The sequence below is a fragment of the Streptomyces luteolus genome, from assembly GCF_029968015.1.
Taxonomy (GTDB): Bacteria; Actinomycetota; Actinomycetes; order Streptomycetales; family Streptomycetaceae; genus Streptomyces; species Streptomyces luteolus.
The window spans coordinates 48297-63575 of sequence record NZ_JASCIS010000026.1 but is presented as its reverse complement, the minus strand read 5'-3'; the positions used below and the strand labels follow the sequence as shown (position 1 = coordinate 63575).

At 69.7% G+C, this 15279-nt stretch carries 9 protein-coding genes and 4 pseudogenes; 3 read left to right on the top strand and 10 right to left on the bottom strand.

Annotated features, from left to right (window positions below; genetic code table 11):
- Nucleotides 1-93: 93 nt before the first annotated feature.
- Complete coding sequence (locus QIT00_RS24270) at nucleotides 94-1611, bottom strand: AMP-binding protein (protein WP_282537533.1); 1518 nt, start codon at nucleotides 1609-1611, stop codon at nucleotides 94-96.
- A 560-nt stretch (nucleotides 1612-2171) separates the two neighbouring features.
- Here QIT00_RS24270 and QIT00_RS24265 point away from each other — a divergent pair.
- Nucleotides 2172-2630: pseudogene (locus tag QIT00_RS24265) on the top strand (class I SAM-dependent methyltransferase); the annotation flags it as partial.
- A gap of 71 nt (nucleotides 2631-2701) precedes the next feature.
- Here QIT00_RS24265 and QIT00_RS24260 read toward each other — a convergent pair.
- From QIT00_RS24260 to QIT00_RS24230, 7 genes and pseudogenes are all read right to left on the bottom strand, one after another.
- Entirely contained in the window at nucleotides 2702-4615 is a 1914-nt protein-coding gene (locus tag QIT00_RS24260; RefSeq protein ID WP_282537493.1) for a glycosyl hydrolase family 28-related protein, read from the bottom strand.
- A gap of 17 nt (nucleotides 4616-4632) precedes the next feature.
- Nucleotides 4633-6294 (bottom strand): annotated as a pseudogene (locus QIT00_RS24255) (glycosyl hydrolase); the annotation flags it as partial.
- Nucleotides 6295-7129: 835 nt separating this feature from the next.
- Entirely contained in the window at nucleotides 7130-8692 is a 1563-nt protein-coding gene (locus QIT00_RS24250) for an alpha-amylase family glycosyl hydrolase (protein WP_282537492.1), read from the bottom strand.
- 49 nt (nucleotides 8693-8741) lie between these two features.
- Complete coding sequence (locus QIT00_RS24245) at nucleotides 8742-9623, bottom strand: carbohydrate ABC transporter permease (protein ID WP_282537491.1); 882 nt, start codon at nucleotides 9621-9623, stop codon at nucleotides 8742-8744.
- A 4-nt stretch (nucleotides 9624-9627) separates the two neighbouring features.
- Entirely contained in the window at nucleotides 9628-10578 is a 951-nt protein-coding gene (locus tag QIT00_RS24240) for a carbohydrate ABC transporter permease (RefSeq protein WP_282537490.1), read from the bottom strand.
- A 5-nt stretch (nucleotides 10579-10583) separates the two neighbouring features.
- On the bottom strand, nucleotides 10584-11969 hold the full coding sequence (locus QIT00_RS24235; RefSeq protein WP_282537489.1) for an ABC transporter substrate-binding protein: 1386 nt from the start codon (nucleotides 11967-11969) through the stop codon (nucleotides 10584-10586).
- A gap of 261 nt (nucleotides 11970-12230) precedes the next feature.
- A pseudogene (locus QIT00_RS24230) lies at nucleotides 12231-12479 on the bottom strand (FCD domain-containing protein); the annotation flags it as partial.
- A 177-nt stretch (nucleotides 12480-12656) separates the two neighbouring features.
- On the opposite strand from QIT00_RS24230, the gene QIT00_RS24225 reads away from it, so the two are divergent.
- Nucleotides 12657-13136 carry an HIT family protein gene (locus tag QIT00_RS24225; RefSeq protein WP_282537488.1) on the top strand — a complete coding sequence of 160 codons (480 nt, stop codon included), beginning with the start codon at nucleotides 12657-12659 and terminating at the stop codon, nucleotides 13134-13136.
- Between the two features lie 62 nt (nucleotides 13137-13198).
- On the opposite strand, the pseudogene QIT00_RS24220 reads toward QIT00_RS24225, so the two are convergent.
- Nucleotides 13199-14048: pseudogene (locus tag QIT00_RS24220) on the bottom strand (enolase C-terminal domain-like protein); the annotation flags it as partial.
- 36 nt (nucleotides 14049-14084) lie between these two features.
- Between QIT00_RS24220 and QIT00_RS24215 the strand changes: the two are divergent.
- On the top strand, nucleotides 14085-14558 hold the full coding sequence (locus tag QIT00_RS24215) for a hypothetical protein (RefSeq protein ID WP_282537487.1): 474 nt from the start codon (nucleotides 14085-14087) through the stop codon (nucleotides 14556-14558).
- A 21-nt stretch (nucleotides 14559-14579) separates the two neighbouring features.
- On the opposite strand, the gene QIT00_RS24210 is transcribed toward QIT00_RS24215, so the two are convergent.
- Entirely contained in the window at nucleotides 14580-15155 is a 576-nt protein-coding gene (locus tag QIT00_RS24210) for a dihydrofolate reductase family protein (protein WP_282537486.1), read from the bottom strand.
- Nucleotides 15156-15279 lie beyond the last annotated feature (124 nt).

Sequence of the window (15279 nt, the reverse complement as noted above, 5' to 3'; positions counted from 1 at the left end):
GAGTCCTCTCCTTGCCGTTCTGCGTTTACGGGGGGCTCGCCCCGCAGTACCCCCGAGGACGTGGCCGAGGGCACCGCGGTCGGGCGCTGGGTGCTAGTTGTGCCGTTCCGTACGCTTCCGCAGCAGCTTCTTGTCCGGCTTGCCCGCGTCGGTGAGGGGCAGGGCGTCCAGGAACGTGATGTGGGCCGGTTCGTACATCGCGCCGCGCTGTTCGCGCACCGCCGCGCGCAGCTCCTCGGCCGTCACCGTGGCGCCGGGTGCGGGCACGACCGCGGCGTGGACCTGTTCCATGCGGTCGGCGTCGCGCACTCCGTAGACGGCGCTCTGCCGCACCTTCGGGTGGGAGTTGAGCAGGTCCTCCAGTTCGGTGGTGTACACGTGGCCGCCGACGACCACGATCATGTCCTTGAGGCGGTCGACGACGGTGAGGTAGCCGTCCACGTCGAGGAAGCCGATGTCGCCGGTGTGCAGCCAGCCGTCGCGCAGGACGTCGGCGGTGAGGCGGGGCTGCTTCCAGTAGCCCGTCATGGTGCCCGCGGAGCGGACGCATATCTCGCCGAGTTCGCCGACGGGGAGGTCCCTGCCTACGGTGTCGCGGACGGCGACCGACACGTTCGGCAGCACCTTGCCCGCGGAACGCAGCCGCTCGGGCCTGTCCGGGTCGTGGTCGTCGGCGGTGAGCACGCTGATGCCGCCGGCCTCGTTCTGCCCGTAGAACTGGACTAGTACGGGCCCGAGTCGGCGTACGGCGTCCGCGATCCGGGTGGGCGAGGCCTGGCAGCCGCCGTACGTCAGGCCGCGCAGGCTGCTCAGGTCGCGGTGCTCGGAGTCCGGGTGGTCGAGGAGCTGGTAGAGCAGGGGCGGCAGCAGGAAGAGGCGGGTGATGCGTTCGCGTTCGATGGTGGCGAGGACCTCGCCCGCGTCGAAGTCGTCGTGGAGTACGACAGTGCCGCCGGCGCGGATCACGACGTCGGCCAGCATGCCTGCGGCGTGGGCGAGGGTGGTGCAGGCGAGCTGGCGGGGCGTCTCCTCCGCCTCGGGGCGCACGGCGGTCGCCATCCGGCTCATCCGGCTGACCTGCTCGAAGGTGGTGACGATGCCCTTGGGGTGGCCCGTCGTACCGCCGGTGTGCCGGATGGTGCAGATGCCGTCGGGGCGTGCGCGGGCCGTGAACGGTTCGGCGGGCTGCTCGGCGGCCAGTGCCAGGAGGTTCTGCCCGAGCTCGCGCTTGCTCTCGCCCAGGACGAGGACGTGCGGTATGCGTGTGTGGCCGGTGATCTCGGCGGCGCGGTCCGCGTAGCGCGGGTCGACGATGAGGAGTTGCGTTTCGACGTCCTCGACGATGGCCGACTGCACCTCGGCCGACAGTTTGTTGTAGAGGTGGTTGACCTTGCAGCCCGCGAGGTTGGCGGCGTAGCGGGCGGCGATGGTCTCGGGGAGGTTGCCGCTGAGGAGCGTGACGGTCGCGCCGCGGGTGGCTCCTCGGGCGGCGAGCGCGTGGGCCATGCGGTGGACCAGGCAATGGAATTGACGTGCCGTCAGGCGGTGGTCGCCGTGGACGAGGAGTTCGCGGTCGGGGCCCGAGGCGAGCTCGTCGAGGGCCTCCTCCACGAAGGTGCGGAAGGGTTCCTGGCCCGTGGGAGTGTCCGTGGGGGTGGCGGTGGGAGCGGGGTCGCGGGTGGTGGTGGGAGCGGGCTCGTGGGTGTCGGTGGTGGCGGGCAAAGGGGTGGAGGGGATTGCGGGGGTAGGTGTGGGGGTGTTTGTGGCTGCGTATGCCTCGGTGGGCATGGGCGGTCCTCCTGACATCACCGGCCTGCTTGTCCCTGCGCGCGCCGGTGGTGGCGCTCTGTTGGTCGGCGGCGGTCCGGGGCGAGGGCTCATGACACCGTGGGCTCATGACCCCGTGGGCGCATGACGCCGCGCCCGGTACGAGCGGGACCCGCCCCGGGTGGATTGATTGCCCCAGACAACCAATAGCCAGGCTAACGCGCCGCACCCTCCGCTCACGCCTCAGATCGAGCCACACCGGCACCCTTGACTCCCTCTTTCCCTTTGCTCTCCCTGCCTTTGACCCGCACTTTCCTTGGCGCTCTGCTCTGCAGTGAACTCCCCTCAGGACGTTCGCAGTTCGTGCGGCCGATGCGATGCGTGCAGGCACACCATCACGGAGCTCGGGCCCACTCTTCGCCCACCTGCGTGACCGCGGTGCCGTCGCCGACGAGTCATTCGATGATGTGGTCGCCTCGCTGGTGCTGCACTACCTGGAGGACTGGGGGCCGACGCTGGCCGAGTTCTGGCGGGTGCTCAGGCCCGGCGGCCGACTGATCGCCTCGGTGGACCACCCGTTCGTCGGGTACACGATCCAGGAGCCCAGGCCCGACTACTTCGCGAGCAACAGCTACACCTTCGACTGGTCCTTCGGCGGCCGCACCGTCCCGATGAGGTTCTGGCGCAAGCCCCTGCACGCGATGACCGACGCCTTCACCGCCGCCGGTTTCCGCCTTTCCGTCCTCAGCGAACCGCAGCCGGACCCGGCAGGACGTGAACGGTTCCCGGACGAGTTCCGGGCCTTGTCGACCAGAACCACCTTCCTGTTCTTCGTCCTCGAGGTGCCCGACGCCGCGCGATGAGCGAGCCGCCCGGCCCCTTGAGACCGGGCCGGGCGGCTGCTTCGTAGGCCGTCCGGCGTGCACGGCGGGCGCTAGTTCCTACAGCCCTCCCCGATGACGAACTGCGAGCCCGGTTCGATCAGCGTGTCGCCGTCCGCCGAATCGCTGATCGTGACATTGCACAGGGCCGCGCTCCCCCGTGCCCCGCCGTGGGCGCGGATGCCCGCTCCGTTGTTGGACTTGGAGATCTTGACGTTGGTGAGCTGCACGTCGGGTGTGGCGCCGCCGCCGGACTTGAACTGGATTCCGTCGTACGTCGAATCGTGGATCTCGGTGTCGCTGATGGTGACACCGGGAATGTCCTGGCCCGCCGCGAAGAGCGTGATGGCGCCGAACTCCTGGGACTCGCCCCAGAATTTGCCGCCCGTGCGGTCCAGGCGGTTGTTGGTGATCCGGGTCGTTCCGGAGAACGGCAGCGGGTCGTGGTCCGTGGCGAGCATGATGCCGGGGTAGTTCATCGTGTCGGCGATCATGTTGTTCTCGATGGTGTTGCCGTAGCCGCCGTAGATCGCGACTCCGTTGGCACGCCAGGGGAGTTGGATCGTGTTGCCGGTGAAGGCGTTGTCGTGGCCGATGTCCGTCGACGGGTCCTTGACGTACTTGTTGGCCCAGACGGCGAGGGCGTCGTCACCGGTGTTGCGGAGCGCGGAGTCGGTGACCGTCGAATTGCGGGTGCCGTTGGAGAAGTTGACGCCGTCGGCGTAGGTGTTGCGGATGCGCATGCCGCTGAACTCCAGGCCGTCGGCCGGGCCCCACAGTTCGGGGATGTTGCTGTAGTCGCGGCCGACCCAGGCACCCACGTTGGCGTGCTCGATCCAGACGTTCTTGATCTTGGTGTTCTTGCCGAAGCGGCCGTTGAGGCCGACTCCGCCCTCCTGTCCGCCGTCACCGCCGCGGATCGTGCCCGAGCCGAAGATGGCGAGGTCGGAGATCTGGGTGTTGTCGTCGATGTCGAAGCCGAAGTTGCCCTCGTGCGGATGGTTGATGCCGCCCGCCTCGTGGGGCGGGGTGAGGGTGTAGAGCTGGGAGTGCCACATGCCCGCGCCGCGGATGGTGACGTCCCGGATGCCGACCTGGTTGTGGGGGTTGCCGGGGTACTTCGGGTCGACGGTCAGGATCTTCTGCTCCTGGCGCCACTGCCCGGCCGGTACCCACACGCAGTCGATCTCGCCCTTCTGGTCGGCGGTGACGGCCGCCTGGATCGCCTGGGTGTCGTCCTCGCCGTCGTCCGGCTTCGCGCCGTACTCGGTGATCGACGTGCACTCGGCCGGCTTCTCCGCGGGCGGGGCGACCTGCTCCAGGTCGATGAGGTCGACGACGTAGTACTCGGCGTCGTCGTCCGCGTCGCGCTGCAGCCGGAACTCGGTGCCCTCCGGGTACGAGTCCTTGAGGAGGGCGTGGGACTCGTCGAAGAGGCGGCGTGCGTCGCCGCCCGGCCGGTTGGTCAGACCCTCCGGGTCGTCGGTGTTCCCGTACAGCCAGCTGTGCTTGGAGGACAGCTTCAGCTTCTGCACGAACTTCCCGTCCGCGTACAGGCTGAGGGTCTTCTCCTGTCCCCCGCCGCCCGGCGCGTCGGGTATCGCGTTGCGTACGACGATGGAGTTCGTGGCGCTCTTCGACGTGAACTCCACATACTGGCCGGTGGAGTTGAGCCGTACCGACTTGCGGCCCGAGGACTCGGTTCCGAAGTTGGTGTGGCCGAAGGGGCGGTCGGGCTCGGCCTCCAGGAGGGTGCCCTCATAGCTGCCGTCCTCGGCCTCGTACTCGACGTACGGGACGTTCGCTCCGCGGGCGGCGGCAGTGCTCGTCGGCTCAGCGGCGGCGTCGGCGGGAGTGGCGTTGGCCGCGAGGGGCAGGAGGCCCACCGTGGCGAGGCCGAAGGCGAGTGCTGTGGCGATCCCGCGCCTTCTGCGGGGTGTGCGGGGAGCGTGTGGTCTGCGTTCCATGGCGAGAGTCCTCCGCCTCACTCGACGTTGATCTTGAAGGTGGACGTGGTGTTGCGGATGTCCTCGGCGTTGTCCTTCAGCGTGAGCCCCCTGAACGTGGCCTCGCCGACCGCCGGGCCCTGGCCCGCCTCGGGCATCTCGTTGGCCCAGATGCCGAAGCCGGACTTGTGGTCGTACTCGTCGCCGGACTTCTGCGCGCCCGAGATCGTGACGTTCGACAACACCGTGTCCTGGACCGGGTTCTGGGGCTGCCCGCCCACGTAGTTGGTCTGGAACATCACCCCGTGGTACGTCGGGTCGGTGATGCTCACGTCGTCGACGCGGATCGCGCGGAACGGCTTCGAGGCGGAGAACATCCAGATGCCGGGGAAGGTCTGCCCGTTCCAGAAGTGGCCGCCTGCGCGCTCGATGGTGAGGCCGGAGAACTGCGTCGGGTCGGGGCCGAAGCCGTTCATCGGGTAGCCGAAGTCGAGGGACGAGACGGTGACGCCGGAGTAGACGAGGGTGTCGGCGATGTGGATGTCGCGGAACGTGTTGCGCTGGCCGCCGTAGACCGCCAGGCCCGCCGCACGCCAGGTCAGCCTGCTGGTGAGCTTCTCGTAGACGTTGCCCGTCTGGTCGCCGCCGCCCCCGTCGGTCGCGGAGAACAGCGCGAACGAGTCGTCGCCGGTCGCGCGGGTCTCGGTGTTGGTCACCAGGTTGTCGCTGGAGCCGTTGGTCATGTTGAGGCCGTCGGCGAAGGTGTTGCGGATGCGGTTGTCCCGCAGGGTCATCCTGTCGGTGTTGGCGCCCCAGTAGAGGCACACCATGTGCTCGGCCCAGATGTTCTCGATGGTCATGCCGGACACGTGTCGGAAGTCGAAGACCTTGCCGGGGCCGTCGATACGGGACGTGTAGTTGCCGAAGTACGCGAAGCCGGAGAAGACAGAGCCGTTGGCGCCCTGGTCGGCACGGAAGCCGATGTCGGTGTTCTCCTGGCCCTTCGGAGCGTGGAAGCGCGTGAACCAGGGGCCCGCCCCGATCACCTTGACCGGCTTGCCGTAGACCTGGAACTTGCTCGACGTCTCGTAGTCACCGGCCGGGAGATAGACGCCCTTGATCGTGCCGGTGGTGTCCATACGCGCCTTGTCGAGCGCGTCCTGCACGGCCTGGTGACCGGTGCCGGACGGCTCCACGAACGCGGCCGGGTCCGGGTTGGGGGCGGCCTCGACCTGCTCGAAGTCGGCGAAGTCGATCGCATACGCCGAGGAGTTGTCGGCGTCCTTCTGCAGCCTGACCTTCGCGCCCGCCGGAACCCTGCGGCCCAGGTTCACATGCGCCTCGTCGTAGATGTGCCGGGGCGGGCCCGCGCCGGGGTCGTTGCCCGGTGAGGCCTCGGGACCGTACAGCCAGGCGTACTTGGAGGTCAGGTCCAGGGCCTTGGTCTTCTCGCCGTCCACGTAGACGTTGAGCGTGGTGTTCGTGCCGTCGGGGACGGAGAACCGGGTGACGAGGGTGTTGGTCTCGACCGGGGTGGTGAACTCCACGTACTGGCCGGTCTCTTCGAGCGTCACCGCCTTGCGTCCGGACGCCTCTCCGGCGAGGTCACCGATCTTGCGGTTGGGTCCGACGACCTGCGCCCCGCCGCCCGGTTCGGCGGCCTCGGCCTCGACGGTCGTGTACGGGAGGGTGGCACCGCGCGCGGCCTGGTCGGGGTTCCGCTGCGCGAGGGACGCACCGCTGCGGGGAGGGGTGAACGCGGCCTTCCCACGCGCGGGTTGGCCCACCCCTGCGTGACGGGTGGCGGTGTCGCTGTCCGGGGACTGGTTGCCGGCGGCGTCCCGGGCCCGTACCGCGTAGGTGACCTTCCGCCCGTCGGCCGCCGGTGCGGTCGTGTCCCGCCAGTGCCGGGTCTTCGCCGGGAGGCTGGCGCGCAGCTCGCCGTCGGCGTACACGTCGTACGCGGTGGCGCCCTCGGCCCGGTCCCAGCTGAGCGTGGCGCCGTCGAGGGAGGCGCCGGTCGGGGCCTTCGGGGGTGTGGTGTCGCCGGAGCGTGCCGCGTACGCCGCGATCGCGCCGACCTTCTTGGTGCCGGTGACGCGCAGGTGGCGGACGGCGGCGCCGTCCAGGTCGAAGGTGACCTCGCCCTTGCGGGCCTTGACGTCGGACAGGTCGCTGAAGTCCCGGCCGTTGGCGGAGCCTTCGAGGCGGACGTTCCATGCCGTGCCGGGCAGCCGCACCTCCACCCGGTCCAGGCGGCGGGTGGCGCCCAGGTCGGCGGTGGTCCAGCCGTTGCTGCTGCCCTGCTGCGCGGCAAGCGGGCCTTCGTCCGGGGCCTGTGCCGCGGGGGGTGCCGCGGGGGGTGCCGCGCTCGCCTGCCATCCGGCGAAGAGCAGGCCGGTGGCGAGGGAGGCGGCCAGGACCGGGCGCACAGCCCGGCCTCGACCTCGGTGCCGTTCGGTGGTGCCCATGACATTCCCTTCGGTGTGGGGGACGTACGGGGATGTGGAGCGGGTGCGGTCCGGCCGCGGGCGTTCAGGCCCGCAGCCAGACCGCGGTGTCCTGCGGCAGCCGCCCCCGCGGGGACAAGGGGCCGCTGGCCAGCAGGAGTTCGGTGTCGGCGGGCAGCGCCACGTCGTCCGGGCCGAAGTTGACCAGACAGATCCAGGTGGTGCCGTCCCGCGCGGAGGTGCGGGCGAACGAGAGCACCCGGGGTTCCTCGGGGCGCAGGCGGCGCAGCGGGCCGGCGTCGCCGAGGGTGCGCCGCAGGAGCAGGGCCGTGCGGTAGAGGGAGAGCATCGAGTCCGGGTCGTCGGCCTGGCGCTCGACTGCGTACGAGCCCCAGTCCGGGGGCGCCGGGAGCCAGCCGTCCCGTGGGGTGTCGTCCCAGGGCAGCGGCACCCGGCAACCGTCCCGGCCCGGGTCCGCTCCCCCGGAGCGCGCGTGCATCGGGTCCTGGATCAGGTGCCGGGGTATCCGCACCTCGGGCAGGCCCAACTCCTCGCCCTGGTACAGGTATACGGAGCCGGGCAGGGCCAGGGTGAGGAGGGCGGCGGCGCGGGCTCGGCGGGTGCCGAGGTCCAGGTCGGTGGGGACGCCGAAGCGTTTGCGGTCGAAGGCGAAGCCGGTGTCGTCGGCCCGTCCGTAGCGGGTGACGGTGCGGGTCACGTCGTGGTTGGCGAGGACCCAGGTGGCGGGCGCGCCGACCGGGGCGTGGCCGGACAGCGTCAGCTCGATGGACTCCCACAGCTCGGCGGGGTCCCAGGGGCGGGTCAGGAAGTCGAAGTTGAACGCGGTGTGCAGCTCGTCCGGGCGCAGGTAGCGGGTGAAGCGTTCCTCGTCGGGCAGCCACACCTCGCCGATGAGTACGGCACCGCACTCCTCGGCGATCTTGCGCCAGGAGCGGTAGATGTCGTGCACTTCCGGCTGGTCGTGGAAGGGGTGCGGGCGGGCCGGGTCCATGGCGGGGAGGCCGTCGGCCTTGGCGAGGAGGGCGGCGGAGTCGATGCGGACTCCGGCCGCGCCGCGCGCGAACCAGAACCGCAGGACGTCCTCGTGCTCCTGACGGACCTTCGGGTGCGTCCAGTTGAGGTCGGGCTGCTCGGGCGCGAAGAGGTGGAGGTACCACTCGCCGTCGTCGGTACGGGACCAGGGCACGCCGCCGAACTCGCCCACCCAGTCGTTGGGGGGTTCCGGGGAGTGCGGGCGGAAGTGGAAGAGTTCCCGCTCGGGTGCGCCGGGTCCGGCCGCGAGGGCCGCCTTGAACCAGGGGTGCTGGTCCGATACGTGGTTGGGGACGATGTCGACGATGCAGCGCAGGCCGAGTGCGCGGGCCTCGGCGATGAGCTGTTCGGCCTCGGCGAGGGTGCCGAACGCCGGGTCGATGGTGCGGTAGTCGGCGACGTCGTAGCCGCCGTCCGCCAGGGGCGAGAGGTACCAGGGCGTGAACCACAGGGCGTCCACGCCGAGGCCCGCGAGGTAGGGCAGCCGGGCACGGACTCCGGCCAGGTCGCCGGTGCCGTCGCCGTTGCCGTCCGCGAAGGAGCGTACGTACACCTGGTAGATGGCAGCGCTGCGCCACCACTCCGTGCTGGTCAAGGGAGTTCCTTTCAGAACTGGCTGTGAAGGAAAGGGAGTTGGGGGTGTGTCAGCCCTTGAGGCTGCCCGCGGCGAGGCCCGAGATGATCTGGCGCTGGAAGACCAGGAAGAGCGCGATCAGGGGCAGTGAGGCCATGACGAGTCCGGCGACGAGGCTGTTGAGCGGGGTGTCCTGGGCGACGCGTTGGAGGAAGACGCTCAACGGTTGCTGTGCCGGGTCGGGCAGGACGAGCAGCGGCCAGAGGAAGTCCTTCCAGGCCGTGACGACGGAGAGGATGGAGACGACGGCGAGGATCGGCCGGGCCGGCGGGAGCACCACGCGCCACAGGGTGGTGACAGGTCCCGCGCCGTCCATCTTGGCGGCGTCGAGGAGTTCGTCGGGGATCTGGTCGAAGAAGTTCTTCAGGATGTAGATGTTGAAGGCGTTGGCGGCGGCGGGCAGCCAGACCGCGCTGGGGCTGTTGATGAGATTGCGGTTGAAGAGCGGGACGTCGACGACGGTGAGGTAGACCGGCACGAGCAGTGCGGTGGCGGGCATCATCAGGGTGACGAGCATCAGGCCGAGCACCACGTTCCCGAACCGCGGCCGGAGTTTGGACAGGGCGTACGCGGCGGGCACTTGTACGGCGAGTTGCACCAGCCAGGCGCCGCCGGCGAGGACGACGGTGTTGAGGAAGTAGCGGGCCAGGTCCATCTCCTGCCACGCCTTGGCGTAGTTCTCGGGGTGCCAGGTCTGAGGGATGTACGTGGGCGGGTTCTGCGCCAGTTCGGTGGGCGACTTCATGGCGCCGGTCGCGGCCCAGTAGAGCGGCACGATGAACGCGACGGTGAACAGGAGCAGGGCGGCGGTGAGGGTCGACCAGTAGACCAGCCTGCCTTTGCGGGTCTTCAGGACGGCGGGGCGTACGAGGGTGCGCGTCGAGGCGGACACCGGCTCACTCCTTTCCGGCGCGGGTGACCCGCAGATAGAGCGCGGAGAACACGCCGAGGACGAGCAGGAGCAGCAGGCTCAGGGCACTGGCGGTGCCGAAGTCGTTGTAGACGAAGGCGTAGCGGTAGACGAGGAACATCACGGTGACGGTGGAGTCCTCGGGGCCGCCGCCGGTCATCACGTACGGCTCGGTGAAGACCTGCATCGTGGCGACGATCTGCAGGAGCAGCAGGACGAGGAGGACGAACCGGGTCTGCGGGACGGTGACGTGGCGGAGCCGCTGCCAGAGGCCCGCGCCGTCCAGTTCGGCGGCTTCGTAGAGCTCGCCGGGGATGGTCTGGAGGGCGGCCAGGTAGATCAGGGTGGTGGTGCCCATGTTGGCCCAAGTGGACACGATGACAAGGGAGATGAGGGAGGTGGCCGAGGAGTCGAGCCAGTTCGAGGTGGGCAGGCCGAGGCCGCGGAGGATCTCGTTGAAGAGGCCGGGGCCCGGGTCGTAGAACCACTTCCACATCAGGGCGACGACGACCGGGGGAAGCATCACGGGCAGGTAGACGAGGATGCGGAAGTAGGCGCGTGCGTGCCGGAACTCGTTGAGGAGCACGGCGGTCAGGAACGGCACGGCGAAGCCGAGGACCAGGGCGTAGAGGGTGAACAGGCCGGTGTTCTTCCAGGCGGTGAGGAAGAGCGGGTCGTCGAGGAGTTTCTGGAAGTTGGCGAGTCCCACCCAGGTGCTGCCGGTGGCGAAGTTGACCTGCTGGAAGCCGAGGAGGGTGTTGCGGACGATCGGCCACCAGGAGAACAGGGCGAAGACGACGAGGGCGGCGCAGAGGAATCCGTACGCGGTGAGGTGTTCACGCAGGTTGCGGCGGCGTCGGGTCGTGGTCCGCGGGCGTGGGGTGCGGGCCTTGGGGGGTGCGGCCGCGTGCCGGGGCGGGGTCTTGATGCCGGTCATGGCCATCAGGCGGCGTCGTAGATCGCGTCGACCTTCTTCTCCGCGTCGGCGAGAAGGGCGTCGATGTCGGCGTTCTCCTTGGTGAGCACGGCCTGCATCACGGAGTCGAGGACGGCGTAGACCTGTTGGGCCTTGGGCGGTTCGATGACGCCGGGGACGTTCGGAGCGGAGTCCATGAAGGCCTGGTAGTTGGCGACGGGCATGTTGGCGTTGTCCCGCTTGACCTTCTCGATGCGCTCGCGGACCTCGCCCTTGAAGATGTCGGGGACGGTGGGCATCGGGATGCCGACGGGGAGCTTCGCCTCCGCGTAGTCGGCGACGTTCTTCTCGATCAGGTCGGGGTTCTGGTAGCGCCACTGGATCCACTCGACGCCGGCCTTGATCTTCTCCGGGGAGGCCTTGGGGTTGAACATGTAGCCTTCGCCGCCGAGCAGGGTGGCCTTCGCGTCGGGTACGGGGGCGAGGGCGTAGTCGGCGTAGTTGCCGCCGAACTGCTTGGCGACGACGGTGATGTTGTCGGCGGCGGCGACGTACATGCCGAGTTTGCCGGAGCCCATCATGCGCTGGACGTCCTCGACCTGGAGCAGTTGCTTGCTGCCCATCGAGTTGTCCTTCCAGCGCATGTCGTGGAGGTCCTGGAGGGTGGACTTGCCCTCGGGGGTGTTGAACGCGGCTCTCCACTGGCCGTCGCGTTCCTCCGCCACCCTGCCGCCGCGGGAGTACAGCTCGGCGGTGAAGTGCCAGCCGCCCTGGTTGTTCTTGGAGAAGTCGGCGTAGCCCACGGTGTTGTCGCCGAGCCCGGCGATCTTCTTGGCAGCCTTGCGGACGTCCGCCCAGGTCTTCGGCGGCCGGTCGGGGTCGAGTCCGGCCTTCTTGAAGAGGGCGCGGTTGTAGAGCAGGCCCATCGAGTAGTTCGACGTGGGCAGGCCGTACTGCCTGCCCTGCTCGTCCTGGAAGATCTTCATCAACGGGTCCTGGATGTCACCGAGTCGGGGCAGGTCGTTGACGGCGTCCGTGATGTCCGCGGCCTGCTGCTTCTCGATGAGGGACCGGGTGTCGGTGAAGTAGACGTAGAAGACGTCCTCCAGCTTGCCCCCGGCGAGTTTCGCGTTGAAGGTCTTCGGGTCCATGAAGCCCTCGTGGGGCACGATGTCGATGTCCGGGTGGGCCTTCTCGAACTGCTTGACGTGCTTGTCGAAGAGCTTCCGTTCGAAGGCCTGGGTCTTGGGCGGCTGCCCGTTGACGTCCAGCCGCACCTTGCCGCCGGACTCCGGGTCGGCCGCGTCGCTGCTGGTGCCGCAGGCGGAGAGCGTGACCAGGGCGAGTGCGGTGGCGGTGGCGGGCGTGAGCCTTCGTCTGCTCGTGCGGTTCGTACGGTTCGTGCCTGACATCTGGACCCCCTCCGGGTACGTGCCGGCGACAGGCCGGGCGCGGCGCACACTCAACCACCGCCGACATTGGCACGCAATAACTCACGCACAGATTGCAAAAACTGAACTGCATGCGGCACGAACGCAAACAGGGAAGGGCCGCGACAGCGGCCGACCTGACTTACGAAGACTTACGGAACTGGCAGGCCCGGCGGCGTGGGGGAACTGCAATCCTCGCCGCAGCGAACGCAAACGACTTGCGTGATTTACGTGCGCTTGCGGCTAGCCTCGCCACCCGGGAGGCACCCGCCGCCGCACCGGCGTCTCCGGCTCAGCGTCCGGGCCGGTGCAGAGTTCGGGGCGGTCGGCCTGGATCGTGTCGAGGTCGGCGAGGACGCCCTGGAGGTGGCCGCGCAGGGCCTGTTCCGCGGCGGCGACATTGCGGCGCTCCAACGCGTCGACCACGGAGCGGTGTTCGTCGACGAGCGTCTCGATGCGGCGCGGCAGCGGCGGACTCAGTCGCCGCGTCCGGTCGAGGTGGGCCTTGGCCCAGGTACCTGCCGGTCAACCGTCCGAAAGACGGGGCGATTCACGACTGGTGAACCCGGCAAGGCTTCTGCGGAACACGTCCCACACTGTCGGCGGCGGCACCCTCGATCGCCCTGCGGCCCCTTCCACAGCGAGGAACCCGGAACCTAGGCTCGGTCCATGAACGACGACTGGCGGGCGGATCGGGTCGGGAGTGCGCTGCGCGGTGAGAACCCCGCTGTGCTGCGGCGCCTGGACGCGGGGTTCGCGGTGATCGGTGATGTGCAGTTCCTGCCGGGGTACTCGGTGCTGCTGGCCGACGATCCGCGGGTCGAGCGGTTGTCGGACCTGCCCCGGCCGAAGCGGTTGGCCTTCCTGGCCGACATGGAACGGCTCGGGGAGGCGGTCGAGCGGGTGTGCCGGCATACGGATCCGGCTTTCCGGCGGGTCAATCTGGAGATCCTGGGCAACACGGACGGGTTCCTGCACGCGCATGTGTGGCCCCGCTTCTCGTGGGAGCCCGCCGACCTCGTGGGCCTGCCGGTGTGGCTCTATCCCCGCGCCAGGTGGTCCGACGCACGGTTCGCGCTCGGTCCGCGGCACGATTCGCTGCGCGAGGCGATCGGGGACGAGCTGGACCGGCTGCGCTCGACCGGCTGACGTGCCCTCGTGACGCGGGAAGAGGCCGATGCGTTGCTCCACGACGAAGCGGAGTAAGTCGCCTACCAGCGCGGGGAGTTGTGCGGCGTCCAGGTGGGGTCGGCGAGGCGCATCCCGGCCTCGTCGTCGCGGTCCCGCATGCCGGGCATGCGCTGCCAGCGCCCGCGCAGGGCGGCGAGGGCGGTCCGGTCGAGTTCGACGCCGAGGCCGGGGGCGTCGGACACCTCGATGCGGCCGTCGCGGAAGACGTGCGGCTCGGTGATGACGTCGTCGGTCTGCCAAGGGCGGTGGGTGTCGCAGGCGTAGTCGAGGCTCGGGAGGGTCGCGGCCACGTGGGTCATGGCGGCGAGGCTGATGCCGAGGTGGGTGGTTGGAGTGCATGGAGACGCCGACGCCGAACGTGGCGCAGATGGCGGCGAGTTCCTTGGTGGCGCGCAGGCCGCCCCAGTAGTGGTGGTCGGAGAGCACGACCTGCACGGCGCCCCGGGTGAAGGCCTCGGGGATCTCGCCGAGGCGGGTCACGCACATGTTGGTGGCGAGGGGCACGCCCGTGCCCACGGCGACCTGCGCCATGCCGGGTGTGCCGGTGGTGGGGTCCTCCAAGTACTCCAGTACATCGGCGAGTTGGGCGGCGACCCGGAGGCTGGTCCCGACGCTCCAGCCGCCGTTGGGGTCGAGCCGCAGAGGGCTGTCGGGGAAGGCCTCGGCGAGGGCGCGGATCGCGGCGGCCTCCTGGTCGGGCGGGAAGACGCCGCCCTTGAGCTTGAAGGACGTGAAGCCGTGGTCGCGGTGCATGCGGCGGGCCTGCTCGACGATTCCGGCGGGTTCGAGGGCCGCGCCCCAGTCGTCGCGCGGGGCGCCATCGAGAGCGTCGAGCATAGCCACCTCGAACGCCGAGATCACGCTCAGGCGTGCGGACCGTAGTCTCGTCGGCGGAAGGAGGGTGCGGTGGACATCACGGTGCAGTGGGTCAAGACATCCTGGACGAAGGAGTCACGGGGCGGGGAGGCCGCCGCGCGCAGAAACGCGGTGCCGTCGGGCTTCGCCCTGCCTCAACTACCTGCCGGGTGCGCCCACTTCGTCCATCTGTCCGAGCGGGACGAGTTCGAGCCGCGGTCCGGCCGCAGGGACCTGCGCGAGATCGGTGTCAGCCTGCGGGACGAGGGCGACCGGCTGCGGGTGCTCGCGCGCGTGCCACCCCTCTTCGGGTTGCCGCCACGACGCCGTCGGCCGCCGGCGGTGCGACTGCTGCCGGGGCAGTGGGTCCGCTGGCGGTTGAACTACCGCTTCAGCAGCGCGGCGGGCATCCGTGACTGGTCCTACTGGCTGGACACCTTCAACATCGCCTACGGGCCCGTCGAGAGCGAGATCTTCCTTTCCGAGCCGACCGTGTACGTCGATGAGTGCGGGCCGGTGCGCTAGGCGCCCAGATGCCCGTACCGCTCAGTGGAGCGTGGGCCGGTAGACCAGCTCCTGGATGTGGCCGTCGAGGGTGCGCCGCTCGACCAGCTCCAGGTCGAAGTCCGACGCGCCGCGGAACACCGGGTCGAGCCCGGACGCGCCCGTGACGACCGGGAAGAGCGTCACCTGGAGCCGGTCGACCAGGCCCGCGGCGAGGAGCGCCCGGTTCATCGACAGGCTGCCGTGCGAGCGCAGCGGGACGTCGGACTCCTTCTTCAGGCGGGCGACGACATCGACGGCGTCACCGCTCTCGACGGTCGCGTCCGGCCAGTCGAGGGGCCCTTCCAGGGTGGTCGACACGACCGTCGCCGGAAGGTTCCGCATGCGCGTGACCCACGGGTCGCGTACGTCGGAGTCCTCGGTACTGTCGGCCAGCATCCGGGTGAACAGGCGGTACGTGTTCGCCCCGAAGACCATGCGCTGCTCCTGGTCGTAGAGGGCGAGGCGGTGGTCGAGGAGTTCGGGGCCCTGTTTGCCCCAGTAGCCGGTCCAGTCGCCGCCTGCGGCCCCGTAGCCGTCGAGGCTGGAGAAGACGTCGAAGGTGTAGGTGGCGGTCATGGCGTGCTCCTCGGGGGCGGGTTGCGCGGCGGGCCGGCGTGGCTCTCTGCGGCCCTCACAGCTGTAGACCTGGCCCGCGCCCCGAACTCATCGGCCCGAGCCGACGGTGTCGCCGTCGATGCGG